The following is a 15,423-nucleotide window of genomic DNA, read 5'->3' as shown; positions in this document are numbered from 1 at the left end:
GGTAGGGGAACGCGCATGGCAACCCTCATGGACCGGGTGCGCGCGTACCTGCGCAGCCCCAAAGGCCGACAGAACATCGAGAAGGCCAAGCGCATGGCCAGAGACCCGAACAACCAGCGCAAGGCCCGCCAGTTCCTGGACCGGTTGCGCTCGAAGCGGCACTGAGGCCGGTCAGCGGGTGAAGCCGATGTCCTGGTAGCGCAGGTCGTAGAAGCCGCGGGCCCCCACGTTGGCCAGCGTCGCCCGAGCCGCCACGTTCTGCGGCCGCTGGTACAACGGCAGCACGTTGACCTCCTGCCAGATCAGCTTGTCGGCCGCGTTCGTGTCCGCGTGGGCCTGCTTCAGGTCCAGGTTCTGGCCGGCCTTGTTCATCGCCGCGTCGATCTCGGGCGACCCCACGCGGCCGAAGTTGGCGTTCCAGGTCTGCCCGTTCGGGGAATTCGCGTAGATCCCATAACTACTCGAAACCGGAAAAGGCGTGCCAATGTACGCAAACGGGGTGATGTCAAAGTTCCCGGGGATGACGTACTTGGTGAAGAAGTCGTCGCTGGGCACGGCCTGAATGGTGAGCTTGACGCCGATCTGCGTGAGCATGTTCTGGGCAAGTTCGCCCTCCGACTTGCTGATCTGTATGCCCGACGGGACCACGAAGCGCAGGTCGAGCGACTTGCCGTCCTTCTGGCGGACGCCCCCGGCCGCCACCCGCCAGCCCGCCGCGTCGAGCAGCCGCTTGGCCTGGGCCGGGTCGTAGGCGCCCGCGGCGCCGGCGTTGTCCTGGTAGCCCTCCTGGGTGTTCATGAAGAAGTGGTTGTTCAGCAGGGTGATCGGCCAGTCGAGGCCCTGCAGGTCGGACTGGGCGATCGCCTGGCGGTTGATGCCGAGCTGGATGGCCTGCCTGACCCGCTGGTCCTTCAGCAGGTCGCTGGAGCCGTTGAAGGTGAAGTGGCGGAAGTCGGGGCCCGCCGCCTGCCGCACGGCCGCGCCCGGGGTGGACTTGGCGCGTGCGTAGTCGGGCGCCGACGGGCCGACGTCGGCGATGTCGAGTTCGCCGTTGCTGAACGCGCCCACCAGCGAGTCCTGCTCGGAGGCGCGGTAGATGATCTGGTCGAGCTTCGGCCGGTCGCCCCACCAGCTGTCGTCGCGGACGATCGTGATCGTCTTCGCCGTCTGGTCGAAGGCCTTGAACTTGAACGGCCCGGCGGTCACCGGGATCTTGTTCAGCCAGGCGGTGTTGTAGGCCTCGGGCGTCCCGTTGGTGGAGGCCGGCAGCAGCGGGCCGAACAGCGACTTCCAGTCGCCGAAGGGCCGGGAGAAGGTCACCACGACCGAGTAGTCGTCGCGGCCCCGCCGTACGTCGGAGATGTCCTGGTAGCCGGTGGACGAGACGATGTGGAAGGCGGGATTGGTCCCGTTGAGCGCCTTCCACTGGGCCTGGTAGTCGGCCCAGGTGATCGGCTTGCCGTCGGACCACTTGGCCTTGGGGTTGAGCGTGTAGGTGACGACCTGCTGCGGGTCGCGATCGGTGACCTCGGCGCCGAGCAGGTAGTTGGGGTCGGGGGTGATGTCCGCCTTCTCGTCGGATCTGAACGGCGCGGGCAGCAGCGCGTTGCTGACCAGCGCGGCCACCGCGAGGTTGCCGTCGACGTGGTTGCGGTTCCACTGGGTGGGGAACTCGTTGATGCCCCAGCGCAGCGTGCCGCCGTCCTTGACCTTGTCACGCGGCTGCGGGTTGATGTCGTACGCCTTGAAGCCCATCTCGTCCCCCCGCGAGCCGCCGGCGACGCCGCCGTGGCCCCCGGGGCCGCCGCCGCAGCCCGCCACGCACAGCGATCCGGCCAGGGCGGCGGCCGTGATCAGACGTGATGCTTTCATCGAGCGAATCCTCCCGCTTAAGTTATTTCCAGCTTTTCGGCGTAGTGACAGGCCGCGCCCTGGTCCGGGTCGAGCAGGCGCACCGAAGGCTCGACGGTCACGCACAAGGCGCGTTCGTCGTCGGTCAGCGCGGCCCTGAACTTCGGGCACCGGGTACGGAAGCGGCAGCCCGACGGGGGATGGGCCGGGCTGGGGAGATCGCCTTCGAGCAGGATCCGCCGGCGTGAGCGCTCGCGGACCGGGTCGGGCAGCGGGATCGCCGAGAGCAGCGCCTGCGTGTACGGGTGCGCCGGGGCACCGTAGACGGCGTCGACCTGCCCGATCTCGGCGATCCTGCCGAGGTACATGACGGCCACCCGGTCGGCGATGTGGCGCACCACGGCCAGGTCGTGCGCGACGAACAGGTAGGACAGCCCGAGCTCGGTCTTCAGCGCGTCGAGCAGGTTGATCACGCCGGCCTGGATCGACACGTCGAGCGCGGAGACCGGCTCGTCGAGCGCCAGGAGCCGGGGTTCGAGCGCGAGCGCGCGGGCGATGCCGATGCGCTGCCGCTGCCCGCCGGAGAAGTCCTGGGGGTAGCGGGCGGCGTGGGAGGCGTCGAGTCCGACCAGGTCGAGCAGCTCGGCCACCCGCATGCCCGGATTGCCCCTGCCGTGGGCGCGCAGCGGCTCGGCCAGGATGTCGTAGACGGTCATGCGCGGGTCGAGGGAGGCGAGTGGGTCCTGGAAGACGACCTGCATGTCACGGCGGATCGCCATCCGGTCCGCGCCGCCGAGCCGCGCGGTGTCGTGCCCGAGCACGACGATGCGGCCTTCCTGCGGCTCGGTCAGCTCCAGGATCTCCATCAGCGTCGTGGTCTTGCCGCAGCCCGACTCGCCGACGAGCCCGAGCGTCTCGCCCTCGCGTACGTCGAAGCTGACGCCCGCCACCGCGTGGACGGTGCCGACCCTGCGCTTGAACACCGATCCCCGCAGCAGCGGATAGTGCTTGACCAGCCCGTCGACCTCCAGCACCGCCTGCCGGTCCTGGCGCGGCCGTCCCTCGCCGGGGTGGACGGGGACCGCGTGCTTGGCCGCGGCGCGCGGGCGTACCTCTTCCCAGCGGATGCACGCGGCCCGGTGCGCCGGCCCGACCTCGAACAGCGGCGGCTCGGCCGCGTCGCAGGCGTCCACCCGCATCGGGCAGCGCGGCGCGAACGGGCAGCCCGGCGGCAGCGCCGCGGGCGACGGCGGCGCGCCCTCGATGGGCACGAGCGGCTGCCGCCCGTCCCTGTCGACGCGCGGGATCGAGCTGAGCAGCCCGACGGTGTAGGGCATGCGCGGCGCGTAGTAGATGTCGTCCACGTCGCCCACCTCGACCGGCCGGCCCGCGTACATCACCAGCACCCGGTCGGCGAACCCGGCCACCACCCCGAGATCATGCGTGATCATGACGATCGCGGCGCCCGTCTCCCGCTGCGCCTTCTTCAGCACTTCGAGCACCTGCGCCTGGATGGTGACGTCGAGCGCGGTCGTGGGCTCGTCGCAGATGATCACGTCGGGGTCGTTGGCGATGGCCATCGCGATCACCGCGCGCTGCCGCATGCCGCCGGAGAACTCGTGCGGGAAGGCCAGGGCCCGCTCCGCCGGGTTGGGGATGCCGACCAGGTCGAGGAGTTGGACGGCCTTGACCGCGGCCTGCTCCTTGGTCACCTTCTGGTGGATGCGCACGGCCTCGGCGATCTGGTCGCCCACCCGGTAGACGGGGGTCAGCGCGGACAGCGGGTCCTGGAAGACCATCGACATGGTCTTGCCGCGGAAGGCGGTCAGCTCCCGCTGCCGGGCGCCGATCAGCTCCTTGCCGTGCAGCCGCACGGAGCCGGTGACCTTGGCGCCCGGCGGCAGGAGGCCCATGACCGCGGCCGCGGTGACGGACTTGCCGGAGCCCGACTCGCCGACGATGCCGAGCACCTCGCCCTGGCCTACCGAATAGCCGACACCGCGTACGGCGAGCACGTCGCCGAAGGAGACGTTGAGGTCGGTGACCTCCAGGACGGGGGTCACCGCGGCCTCTGGGAGGCGGGGTCGAACGCGTCGCGCAGCGCGTCGCCGATGAGGTTGACCGCGAGCACGGTGATCACCAGCAGCCCGGCGACGAACCAGAACGTCCACGGCGCGTAGATGGCGGTCCTGGAGCCGTCGGCGATGAGCGTGCCGAAGGAGACGTCGGGTGGCTGGATGCCGAAGCCGAAGTAGGACAGCGAGGTCTCCGTGAGGATGGCCGCGCTGACGTTGAGGGTGGCGTCGACGATCAGCAGCGACGACAGGTTGGGGATGATGTGCCGGAAGATGATGCGTACCGGCGAGACGCCCATGAACCGGGCGGCCTGGATGAACTCCCGCTGCTTCAGCGAGATCGTCATCCCTCTGACGATCTTCGAGGTGACCATCCAGAGGAACAGCGCCAGCATGATCACGAACAGCACCCACTGCCCCGCCCCGAACAGCGGCGACATGACGGCCAGGACCAGGAACGCGGGCAGCACCAGGAGCAGGTCGGTGCCCCAGGTGAGCAGCCGGTCGGGCCAGCCGGGGAAGTAGCCGGCGAACGCCCCCACGACGGCGGCCAGCGCGGTGGAGATGAGCGCCGCCAGCAGCCCGACGATCAGCGACTTACGCATGCCGCGCAGCGTCACCGCGTAGACGTCGGCGCCGGTCTGCAGCGTGCCGAACCAGTGCTCGGCCGACGGCGGGCTGAGGAAGGCCGTAAAGTCCTTGTCGGTGTAGGACCACAGGCTGAAGCCCGGCCCGGCGAAGGCCAGCAGGAACAGCAGCACGAGCACGGCGAAGCCGATCCGCCCCTGCGCGGACTGGAAGAAGCGCCAGGCGACCACCCGCAGCCGTGAGGGCGCCCTGCTGGCGGTGAGCAGCGTCATCCGGCCCTCACCCGTGGGTCGAGGGCGGCGTGCAGCAGGTCGGCCGCCAGGGACGCGCACAGCACCGCGATGGCGGCGATGCAGGCGATGGCCGCCACGGTGTTGACGTCGTTGGTGAAGATGGAGTTGATCAGTTGCTCGCCCAGCCCGTGCCAGCCGAAGATCTTCTCGGTGAACGTCGCGCCGGTCAGCAGCGCGCCGAAGGTGAACGCGAAGTAGGTCGCGACGGGGATCAGCGCGGTGCGCAGGGCGTGGTGGATGAGCGCCTGGCTCCTGCTCAGCCCCTTGGCCATGGCGGTGCGGACGAAGTCGGCGCCGAGCACGTCGAGCATGGTGTTGCGCTGGTAGCGGCTGAAGATCGCGATGAGCCCCAGCGACAGCGAGATCGTCGGCAGGATCAGGTGTTTCAGCCGGTCCGCCACCGTCCCCCAGAAACCGGTGTCGAGCCCGTCGCTGTATTCGCCGCTGACCAGGAAGAGCCGGTGGCCGAGCCGCTCGTTGACCGCGGTGCCGATGAGGATCAGCACGTTGGCCAGCACGACCACGGGCATCGCGAGCACCAGGAACGACAGCCCGGTCGACAGCCGGTCGAACCACCCGTACTGCTTGACCGCGGCGGCGGCCCCCACGACCACCCCGAGCAGGCTGCCGCAGATGAGCCCGAGCAGCACCAGCCGGAAGGTGACGCCCATGCGCCGCTTGAGGTCCTCGTTGACCGGCGCGCCGGTCACCGTACGGCCGAAGTCGCCCTGCACCACGCCGCCCGCCCACGTCGCGTAGCGCTGGATCAGGGGCGTCCGGTCGTTGAGGTTGAGCTCGGTGAGCTGCGCGTCGACGACGGCCGGCGGCGGCTTGGGCGTCCGGTCCGCGTAGTTGGAGCGCGGATCGAGGGCACTCGCCGCGAGCATGTAGGCGAGGCTGGCTGCGACGGCGACTAGCACCAGATAGTTGAGCAGCCTGCGGGCCAGGAACCCCGCCATCGCCCTCCCCTTCGGCGCGCACGATGTGTAGTCATATTGCTACACCATGCGAGCATCGGGGCGCACGGAACTGCCAAACTGGAGTCTGGTTAACGTCCGGAAAGTTCGTCCACGGCCATGCGGACATCGTCGCTGGTGATAGTCGTCAGCTCGGCCGAGCTGGCCGAGCCGCCGCCGCCCGCCAGCGCGGCGAGCCGTACGTCACGGCGCATGGCCGCGCGCTCGAACAGCGACCTGGCGAAGCGCCCGTTGCCCAGCCCGTCGATCAGCCGCTCGTCGCAGACCCAGGCGAAGACCTCGTCGAGGTCGCGCAGCGCGGCCTCGTCGAAGCGGTCGCCCGATTTGTCGGCCAGCAGCACGGCGATCTCGGACAGCTCCTGCGCGGAGTAGCTGGGGAAGGCGACCCGCTGGCTGAACCGGCTGGCCAGGCCGGGGTTGGTGGCCAGGAACGCGTCCATCTCGCGCTGGTAGCCGGCCAGCACCACGACGAGCCGGTCGCGGTCGTCCTCGGCCCGTTTGAGCAGCGTCTGCACGGCCTCGGCGCCGAACGCGTCACCGCCGGAGTAGCCGGTGTTGACCAGGCTGTAGGCCTCGTCGATGAACAGCACGCCGCCCAGCGCCCGGTCGACCAGCTCGTTGGTCTTGATCGCCGTCGCGCCGAGGTGCTGGCCGACCAGGTCGGCTCGCTGGGCCTCGATCACGTCGGGCCTGGCCAGCAGGCCGAGCGCGGCGAAGATGCGGCCGATGACCCTGGCCACCGTGGTCTTGCCGGTGCCCGGCGGGCCGGCGAACACGAAGTGCCGCATCTGCGGCGGCGTGGGCAGCCCGCGCTCCTGCCGCATCCGGGCGACCTGGAGCTGGGCGGCGATGGCGTGCACCTGCCGCTTGACCGGCTCGAGCCCGGCCATCCTGTCGAGGTCGGCCAGCGCCTCCTCGATCGTGGGGGTGTCCTCGTAGCCGCGGAAGCGGGCGGTCAGCTCGTCGAACGCCTTGGTCACGTCGGCGGTCGTGGTGGTCACCAGGTCCTCGGTGGTCGGCGTGCCGCCCGCGCCCACGACGCGTACGTCACGGGCCGTCGCCGCGGCCTCGACGAGGCTGCGGACGAACCGGGCGTTGCCCAGCTCGTCGACGAGCCCGCGCCGCTGGACGTCCTCGAACAGGCCGAGCAGCGCGGCGCGCGCGTCGGGCGCCATCGTGTCGCCCCGGTGCCGCTGGAGCACCTCGGTGATCTCCGCCAGCTCGCCGGGCGAGTAGCTCGGGAAGCGCACCCGGGTGGCGAACCTGCTGGCCAGGCCGGGGTTGGTGGACAGGAACGAGGTCATCTCCTGCTCGTAGCCGGCCAGGATGATGATCAGCCGGTCGCGGTCGTCCTCGGCCCGTTTGAGCAGCGTCTGCACGGCCTCGGCGCCGAACCTGTCGGGCTGGCCGTCGGAGGAGTTGATCAGGCCGTAGGCCTCGTCGATGAACAGCACGCCGCCCAGCGCCCGGTCGACCAGCTCGTTGGTCTTGATCGCGGTCGCGCCGAGGAACTCGCCGACCAGGTCGACGCGCTGCGCCTCGACCACGTAGGGGGTGTCGAGCAGGCCGAACGCGTAGAAGATCTTCGCCACCGTGCGGGCCACGCTGGTCTTGCCCGTGCCGGGCGGGCCGAGGAAGACGAAGTGCCTGGTCGGGCGCCCGGCCTTGTAGCCGGCCTCGGCCCGCAGCCGGGACGCCTCGATGGAGGCGGCGATCGAGCGGACCTGCTCCTTGACCGGGACGAGCCCGATCATGTTCTCCAGCTCGGCCAGCGCGTCCTCGACCGAGATGTCGGGCAGCCCGCCGGCCTTCTCGGCGGGCGGCTCCGGTCTGCCCTCGCGGGCCCTGACCCGGACCTGCTCCTCGGCGGTCAGCGCGCCCCTGGCCCGGCGGGCGGCGATGAAGCGGTGGACGAGGACCGCGGTGGCGGCGGCGTAGGCGACCCAGACCGCGACGACGCCGGAGACCGGCGAGACGGCCGCGGCCAGCGCCCCGGCGGGGACGAGCGCCATCAGCACGGTCAGCCACGGCGTCACCCAGCGGATCAGGTGCGCGGCGGCGGCGACGGGCACGGCCAGCAGCATCAGCAGCGTGGGGGCCATCGAGGGCGGCGGGAAGAGCGCGTAGAACACCGGCAGCAGCGCGCACCAGCCCGCGAGCACCAGCACGGTCGCGGCGGCGCGCGGGAAGCGCAGCGTCAGCGCGAGGAACGCGAGCACCAGCAGGGTGATGAGGAAGGTCTTGAACAGGTCCCAGCCGAGCGCGGCGGCCACGCCGACGGAGGCGATGAGCACCACCACGTGCATCACCCGGCGCACCGCCGGAGGAAGCTGGAAATAGCGCAGCCGCACCTGTTCAAACAGATCCCGCGCCGCGGTCCGCCCTGCGGCCTGGGTCCTGCCGGACTCACGCATCACGCCTCCCCGGTCCGCCCCTGGTTATACCGCACCAGACCGACGATTGGGCGGACCTGACACGCTAGGTGGCGGTGACGAACTTCGCGATGTGGCGGCCGAGTTCGGTGCCCGCGTCCTCCTGGAGGAAATGACCGGCACCGGTGATCACTGGGTGCGATCGTCCCCTTGCGCCCGGCATTGACTTGATCAGGATCGGCGCCATTCCTCCGGTTATGGGATCTCCGTCGGAGAACGCCACCAGGAAGGGGCGATCAAGTGTGGTGAGGACCTGCCAGGCGGCGCGGTTGGCGGGCGCGGCGGGATCGTCGGGCGTGATCGGGACGAGCCCCGGCAACGCCTTCGCGGCGGCCTTGTACGACTCGTCCGGGAAGGGGGCGTCATAGGCGGCGCGCACCGCGGCGGGGAGTTCGGTCTTGCAGCCCGCCTGGACGAATCTGGCGATGTCCAGCGTGGGAGCGTTCATCACCGCGGCTCTGAAGCGATGCCACACTTCGGGCATGGGAATGTCACCGGTGGGCAAGCCCGTGTTGGCCGCGACGATCATGGCGACGCGCTCCGGGTGCTCGGCGGCGATCCGCAGCCCGATCAGGCCGCCCCAGTCCTGCCCGACCATGGTGACGCCGGTCAGCCCGAGCGCGTCGAACAGCAGCGCGCGCGTCCACTCGACGTGCCTGGCGTAGGTGTGGTCGGCCCGTTCGGCCGGCTTGTCGGAGCGGCCGAACCCCACCAGGTCGACGGCGATGGCCCGCAGCCCGGCCGCCGCGAGCTCGCGCATGACGTGGCGGTAGAGGAACGACCAGGTCGGCTCCCCGTGCAGCAGCACCACCGGCGCCCCGTCCGCGCGGCCCGCCTCGACGTAGGCCATGCGCAGGCCGTCCGCCACCTCGGCGTAGCGCGGCTCGTACGGGAAGTCGGGCAGGTCGGCGAAACGCTCTTCGGGGGTACGGAGAGTCCGCATAGAACGATATTCTAGCTAGCGCCGCTGGTGCCGCCCAGGAAATTCCCCCATCAGCACCTGCTTGGGAGTGACCCGGAGCAGGTCCGAGTCGGCCACGGCGATGCCGCGCACCTCCACCCAGAACCTCCGCTGCAACGGATCGGCGGCGAACACCGCCACCCGGGGATCCGCCTCGACGGCCGCGCGGGCCTGCGGCTCGGGGACCAGCCGGAGCTCTCCCGACGGGGTGACGGTCGCCGCCGTGCCCACGACGCGCGGGCCGAGGGAGTCGCCGAAGGACAGGACGACGCTCCTGGCGTACGCGAACGCCTGCCGTATCTCCGGAGTGACCGCGACCGACGGCGCGTCGCCCGTGGGCAGGTCGCACATGATCAGTGACGCGCGCCAGGGGCCGGGCCCGCCGCGCCACCAGGCACGCGCGGCACGCAGCGCGAACACCACCACCGCCGCGCAGAGCGCGCCGAGCCCGGCCCGCCACGCCCAGACGAGCCCCAGCAGGCCGCCCGCGGCACAGGCCACGGACGCCAGCACGACCAGGCCGGTCGCGACCGCCAGCCACCCGTCCTCGCCGTAGCGGGCCCGCCGGTAAGAGGCCAGCATCGGGTACGGCACCGCCACCGCGAGCACGGCGGCCCGCGGCTCCACGGCCAGCGCCCCGCACACCAGGGGCACCAGCACCGACCACGTCCGGCCGAGCACGATCCAGAGCGTGACGCCCCCGTTCCGCCTGGCCGTGCGCTCGGCGGGCGCCCGGGCGAACTGGGCCAGGGCCCGCAGCGGTCTGCCGCGCCACAGCTCGGCCAGCGCGCGGACGGCCGCCGTCACCGGCCAGCCGAGCACCACGATGCCCGCCAGGGCGGCCCACAACGGGTCGGACGCCGACGACAGACCTGGCGGCGCCGGCAGCGCGCCCAGTGTCAGCCAGGCCGCGAAGGCGGCCACCGACACGGCCGCCGACGCCAGGGCGGCGCCGAGCCAGGGGTCGCGGCCGAGCATGGCGGGCACGTAGGACCACACCCTGACCCGGCGCGCCTGCCTGAGCGTGATCGGGACGAGCAGGACCAGCACCAGGAGGCCGCCGAGCCGGCCTTCGCGGCCCCGGTCGAAGGCGAGGGCGGCCACGACGACGGCGATCGTCGCGAGCGCGAGCAGTAGGCGGGACTGGCGCGACCAGACCTCCAGCGCCCGTCTGGCCCGCCCGCTCTCGCGCGGGTCGATCGGCCAGGCGGGGTCGCGGTGGGCCGGGAAGCGGTCCCAGCGCAGCAACGTCAGCCCGAGGTTGACGCGGGCCTGCGGATGCGCGGGATCCCGGTCGAGCGCGGTCAGGTAGGCGCGTTCCGCGGGGGTGTGCTCGGCGCGGAGCAGTGCCTGGTCGCCGTGGAGCACGTGGGGGTCGGCCTCCTCGGGGGCGTACCTGCGGGCCAGCGCCGCCTGCTCGACGGCCTCGGCCCAGCGCCCGGGGACGCGGCGCAGCGCGGTGCCCAGCCGCAGCCGCGCCGGCCAGGACCCCCGGGCGAGGCTCACCGCGTGCTCCGCGGGCGCGACCGCGTCGGCGTCGCGGCCCTGGCGCTCCAGCGCGAGGCTGATCAGGCGGTAGGCCCACTCGTTGGCCGGCTCCAGGTCGGCGGCCAGGCGAGCGGCCTCCAGCGCGGTGTCGGGATGTCCCGTTCTTAGCCGGGCAACCGCCTCTTCGCACCATTCGCGGGGAGATCTGGCGGTCCTGTCGGCGCTTTCCGCGGTCCCCACGGAGTCCATGATCGGCTGACCGGACAGAGTTGGATAGGCCGGGACATATGGCTGTGTCTCTCTAGAGAGGTGCCTCAGGCCGTGGATCACCCGATACGGCTGTCCGGATCGCATGGCATGGCCTAAGCTGCCACGCAAGTTCATGTGGGCCTTGCGTGAGATCGGATCGGCCTGCAAGGAGGCCCATGACCGTCACTCAGGCCGCACCGACTCTCCGGCGTGCGGTTCAGGAACATCAGGACAACCGCTGGTCCATCCTGGCGCTGCTCTGCCTGAGCCTGCTCCTGATCACCGTCGACGCGACCGTCCTGCACATCGCCGTCCCCACGCTGACCGCGGCGCTGGAGCCGACGGCGGTGCAGTTGCTCTGGATCATCGACGTCTACTCGCTGGTCGTGGCGCCGCTGCTGGTCCTGTTCGGCACGCTCGGCGACCGATACGGGCGCAAAAGGCTGGTGCTCGCGGGTTTCGTGCTGTTCGGAGTGGCCTCGGCCGTCGCCGCCTTCTCCCCCACGGCCCTGGTCCTGATCCTGGCCAGGGCGCTGCTCGGGGTGGGCGGCGCGATGATCATGCCGGCCACGCTGTCGCTGATCCGCCAGGTCTTCCCCGACCGGCGCGAGCGGGCCATCGCGCTGGGCGTCTGGAGCGCGGTCGCCGCCGCGGGAGCCGCCGTCGGCCCGCTGATCGGCGGGGTGCTCGTCGGCATCTGGTGGGGCGCGGTCTTCCTGATCAACGTGCCCATCCTGCTCGTGCTGCTGCCCGCCGCCGCCCGGCTGCTGCCGGAGTCGCGGGAGCGCAGCGGGCAGCCGTGGGACGGTCTCAGCGCCGCGCTGTCCGTGGTGGGCCTCCTGGCGCTGGCGTTCGGGCTGAAGGAGGCCGGGGCGGGCAGCCTGATCCCGTTCGGGGTCTCCGTCCTGGTCTTCCTCGCCGGGGTGGCGCTGCTGGTCTGGTTCGTACGGCGGCAGGTCCGGCTGGCGTCGCCGCTGCTGGAGGTCGGGCTGTTCCGGCGGCGTGAGTTCGCCACCGGCGTCGCCGGAGTGCTCCTGGGCGTGTTCGCGCTGGTGGGGCTGCAGCTCATGCTGGCGCAATACCTGCAACTCGTGCTCGGCGACAGCCCGCTGCACGCGGCCGTCCGGATGCTGCCGCTGGTGATCTCGGCGATCTCCGGCGGGCTGGCCGCCGCGCACATCCTGCCCAAGATCGGCATGCGGGCGACCATGAGCGGCGGCCTCGGCCTCGTCGCGCTCGCGCTCACCCCCACGCTCACCTGGGGCGTCGAGGCGCACCCCGTGCTGCTGACGATCTGCTTCGTGGGCGTCGGGTTCGGCGTGCAGGTGGCGCTGCTCGCCGCGTCCGACACGATCATGTCCTCGGCCCCCGAGTCCCAAGCGGGCGGAGCGGCGGCCATCGAGGAGACCGCCTACGAGCTCGGCGCCGGGCTCGGGGTCGCCGTGCTGGGCACGATCACCACGATCGCCTACGCGCCCGCGCTGCCCGCCGTTCCGGGAGTGCCCGACGGCGGCATGGACGAGGCCAGGCAGTCTCTCGCCAGCGCCGCGCACGTGGCCGACGAGATCGGCGGTGGCGCCGGCGGCGCGCTGCTCGACGCCGCCCGGTGGGCCTATGTCCATGCCCTGCACACGACCGTCGTCGTGAGCGTCGTCCTGCTCAGCCTGACCGCCGTCGCCGTGGCCACGCTGCTCCGCCGTGATTGAGGTGTGTGATGTCCCGATTAGGGCAGACAACAACCGTGAAACAGGCCTTTCGTGATCTTGCTTCGCTGGTCGCCCGCCTCGGTGTGGGCGGCATCTTCTTCGCGAACGGCTGGACCAAGCTCGAGGACGGCCTGAACGCCACGGGGGCGAAGTTCCTCGCGCAGGGCGCGCCCGCGCCACGCGCCTGGGCCACGGTCACCATGCTGACCGAGCTGATCGGCGGGGCGTTATTGATCGCCGGGCTGATCGTGTCGGTGATGGGGCTGATCCTCTTCGCCGAGGCTTTGGCCGTCTTCCTGATCGCGCCGCCGCTCAATCCGATCAGCACGAACGAGCTGGTCCTGCTGGGCGTGGCCGCGCTGCTGCTGGCCGTGGTGGGGGCCGGGCGGATATCGGTGGACCACCTGGTGGTGATCCGCCGCAGGGAGTCGGCGGCGGCCAACGAGTTCGCCGCCGAGACGGAGGCCGACGAGGTCATCGCGGCGCTGCGCGACCCCGACTCCCCGGCGTTCCGCGCGCCTGCCCGGGCCAAGGGCGGGTCTTCGGGCTCCGCGAGTTCTGGTTCTTCGGGTTCTTCAAGCGGGTCGGGCGGTTCTTCGAGTGGCAAGCCGTCAGGAGGCCGGTCATCGGGCTCACGCTCCGGCTCGTCCGAGGGCGAGTCGGACGGGCCTGGGCTGGAGGACACGGCCCCGCATCCCCGGCCGCGCCGGTCGGGGACCGAACCGGCGGACGAGCCCGTCCCTTCGGCCGCACCGGGCGACACGCTGGTGGCCGGACGCAAGAAGCCGCCCGCCCGCGGCCGCCGCACGACCCCCGACGAGTGATCCCCGACGGGTGGTCCCTGCGGGGTGCTCCCTGCGGGGTGGTCCCTTGGTCCCCGCGGAGTGGTCCCTGCCAGGTGGTCCTTACCGGGTGACCACCGCCCCGCCACCGCCGGGATCGCGGGGCGGCGGTCACCGCGTCACAGCTCCGCTGTCAGGCGGGCGATCACCCGCATCTTGTTCATCGCGTCCAGGGCGGCGACCTTGTAGGACTCGGCGAGCGTCGGATAGTTGAACACGGCGTTGACCAGGTAGTCGACCGTACCGCCACAGCCCATCACGGTCTGCCCGATGTGGACGAGCTCGGTGGCGCCCGTGCCGAACACGTGGACGCCGAGCAGCCGCCGGTCCTCGGAGGAGACGAGGAGCTTGAGCATCCCGTACGAGTCGCCGATGATCTGCCCCCGGGCCAGTTCGCGGTAACGCGAGATGCCCACCTCGAAGGGGATCTTGTCCCGGGTCAGGTCGTCCTCGGACTTACCGACGAAGCTGATCTCCGGGATGGTGTAGATGCCGATCGGCGGCAGTCCCTCCATCTCCCCGACCGGTTCGCCGCAGGCGTGCTGCGCGGCCAGCCGGCCCTGCTCCATCGAGGTGGCGGCCAGCGCGGGGAAGCCGATCACGTCGCCGACGGCGTAGATGTGCGGGACGGTCGTGGCGTAGTTCTCGTCCACCGTTATCCGGCCGCGGTCGTCGGCGGCGAGCCCGGCCGCTTCCAGGCACAGCTCATTCGTCTTTCCCTGGCGTCCGGCCGAGTACATGACGCAGTCGGCGGGGATCTTCTTCCCGCTCTCCAGCACGGTCAGCGCCCCGCGGGGACGCCGCTCGACCGCGGCGACGTTCTCCCCGAACCTGAAGGTGACGGCGAGGTCCCGCAGGTGGTACTTCAGCGCCTCCACGATCTCCAGATCACAGAACTCCAGCATCCGGTCACGCCGCTCGACCACGGTGACCTTGGTGCCCAGCGCCGCGAACATCGAGGCATACTCGATGCCGATGACCCCCGCTCCGACGACGACGAGCGTCTCGGGCACCTGGTCGAGGTGCAGGATCGCGTCGGAGTCGATGACCGTCCTGTCGTCGAACTCGACCGTGGACGGACGGGCCGGAGAGGTGCCCGTGGCGATCACGATCTTCTCGGCCGTGACCTTCTTCTCCTCCTTCTCCTCGTCACTGGCGACCCCGACGGTGTGCGGGTCGAGGAAGCGCCCGGTTCCCTGCAGGACCGTCACGTGGTTACGGCCGAGCTGGCTGCGGATCACCTGGATCTCGCGGCCGATCACGTGCTGGGTACGCATGCCGAGGTCGGCGACCGTGATCTCTTCCTTCACCCGGTAGCTCGCCCCGTACAGCTCCCGCTGGTTGAGGCCCGTGAGATAGAGGACCGCCTCGCGCAGCGTCTTGGAGGGGATCGTCCCGGTGTTGATGCACACGCCGCCGAGCATGTGGGTCTTCTCCACGACCGCGACCCGCCGGCCGAGCTTCGCCGCGGCGATCGCCGCCTTCTGCCCGCCGGGACCGCTTCCGAGTACGAGAACATCGAAGTCATACATGAGTGCCGCCGCCCATCAGATGAGGGCGCGCGAGGACGGCGACCCGGTCGCCGGGCTGTGCGGCCGCGATGGCCGCCTTCTGCCCGCCGGGTCCTGAACCTACGACGAGAACGTCAAAATCGGCCACACATCAAGTGTCCACCTATCCGGACATCCCCGCCATGACACGATCGACGATTCCCTGATTGCCCTCTTGGCGGGCGCAGTGGGCACAGCAGTACCAGTGCTCGCCCGACTGGACACCGTGCCCGATCACCTTGGTCCCGCAGTGCTCGCAGATGGGCGCCATGGACTGGATGGCGCACTGGAAAGAGTCGAACGTGTGCACCGCGCCCTGGGCGTGCACCTCGAAGGACATGTCGTAATCGTTGCCACACGTTTCACAGACGGCCATGGCCCGGGGATACCCGGATGCCGGTCCTCGTTGTC

General features: G+C 71.0%; 11 protein-coding genes and 2 pseudogenes. 3 read left to right on the top strand and 10 right to left on the bottom strand.

The window, feature by feature from the left end; translation table 11 throughout:
* Nucleotides 1–15: 15 nt before the first annotated feature.
* Nucleotides 16–165, top strand: coding sequence for a hypothetical protein (locus KME78_RS27575; protein WP_219532259.1), 150 nt, complete (start codon nt 16–18; stop codon nt 163–165).
* A gap of 6 nt (nt 166–171) precedes the next feature.
* Here the strand turns inward: KME78_RS27575 and KME78_RS27570 are convergent, their stop codons facing one another.
* The 7 genes and pseudogenes from KME78_RS27570 to KME78_RS27540 form a co-directional block, all read right to left on the bottom strand.
* A complete protein-coding gene (locus KME78_RS27570) occupies nt 172–1,872 on the bottom strand; it encodes an ABC transporter family substrate-binding protein (protein ID WP_246651933.1) in 1,701 nt (566 codons plus the stop codon).
* Between the two features lie 17 nt (nt 1,873–1,889).
* Nucleotides 1,890–4,082, bottom strand: a pseudogene (locus KME78_RS27565) (dipeptide ABC transporter ATP-binding protein); the annotation flags it as partial.
* Nucleotides 3,989–4,786 (bottom strand): annotated as a pseudogene (locus KME78_RS27560) (ABC transporter permease); the annotation flags it as partial. The pseudogenes KME78_RS27560 and KME78_RS27565, both read right to left, overlap by 94 nt.
* Nucleotides 4,783–5,766: an ABC transporter permease gene (locus tag KME78_RS27555; protein WP_219532256.1), complete on the bottom strand. Its 984-nt coding sequence runs from the start codon at nt 5,764–5,766 to the stop codon at nt 4,783–4,785. The pseudogene KME78_RS27560 and the gene KME78_RS27555, both read right to left, overlap by 4 nt.
* 89 nt (nt 5,767–5,855) lie before the next feature.
* Nucleotides 5,856–8,198: an AAA family ATPase gene (locus KME78_RS27550; RefSeq protein WP_219532255.1), complete on the bottom strand. Its 2,343-nt coding sequence runs from the start codon at nt 8,196–8,198 to the stop codon at nt 5,856–5,858.
* Between the two features lie 64 nt (nt 8,199–8,262).
* Nucleotides 8,263–9,159, bottom strand: a complete 897-nt coding sequence (locus tag KME78_RS27545; protein ID WP_219532254.1) for a haloalkane dehalogenase — start codon at nt 9,157–9,159, stop codon at nt 8,263–8,265.
* 15 nt (nt 9,160–9,174) lie between these two features.
* On the bottom strand, nt 9,175–10,914 hold the full coding sequence (locus KME78_RS27540; RefSeq protein ID WP_219532253.1) for a hypothetical protein: 1,740 nt from the start codon (nt 10,912–10,914) through the stop codon (nt 9,175–9,177).
* A 176-nt stretch (nt 10,915–11,090) separates the two neighbouring features.
* On the opposite strand from KME78_RS27540, the gene KME78_RS27535 reads away from it, so the two are divergent.
* Nucleotides 11,091–12,620 (top strand): MFS transporter, encoded by a 1,530-nt coding sequence (locus KME78_RS27535; RefSeq protein WP_219532252.1) that lies wholly within the window; start codon nt 11,091–11,093, stop codon nt 12,618–12,620.
* A 35-nt stretch (nt 12,621–12,655) separates the two neighbouring features.
* A complete protein-coding gene (locus tag KME78_RS27530) occupies nt 12,656–13,444 on the top strand; it encodes a DoxX family protein (RefSeq protein ID WP_219532251.1) in 789 nt (262 codons plus the stop codon).
* Nucleotides 13,445–13,581: 137 nt separating this feature from the next.
* Here the strand turns inward: KME78_RS27530 and sthA are convergent, their stop codons facing one another.
* Genes sthA through KME78_RS27515 form a run of 3 tightly spaced genes read right to left on the bottom strand, consistent with a single transcriptional unit; the run spans nt 13,582 to nt 15,388 of the window.
* Entirely contained in the window at nt 13,582–14,994 is a 1,413-nt protein-coding gene (sthA, locus tag KME78_RS27525) for a Si-specific NAD(P)(+) transhydrogenase (RefSeq protein WP_219532250.1), read from the bottom strand.
* Nucleotides 14,987–15,121: an FAD-dependent oxidoreductase gene (locus tag KME78_RS68080; RefSeq protein WP_219532249.1), complete on the bottom strand. Its 135-nt coding sequence runs from the start codon at nt 15,119–15,121 to the stop codon at nt 14,987–14,989. The genes sthA and KME78_RS68080 overlap by 8 nt, the downstream gene beginning before the upstream one ends.
* A gap of 15 nt (nt 15,122–15,136) precedes the next feature.
* Nucleotides 15,137–15,388 (bottom strand): metallothionein, encoded by a 252-nt coding sequence (locus KME78_RS27515; protein ID WP_219532248.1) that lies wholly within the window; start codon nt 15,386–15,388, stop codon nt 15,137–15,139.
* Between the last annotated feature and the right edge of the window lie 35 nt (nt 15,389–15,423).

The sequence above is a fragment of the Nonomuraea guangzhouensis genome (assembly GCF_019396345.1).
Lineage (GTDB): Bacteria > Actinomycetota > Actinomycetes > Streptosporangiales > Streptosporangiaceae > Nonomuraea > Nonomuraea guangzhouensis.
This window is presented reverse-complemented; position numbering and strand designations above follow the sequence as displayed.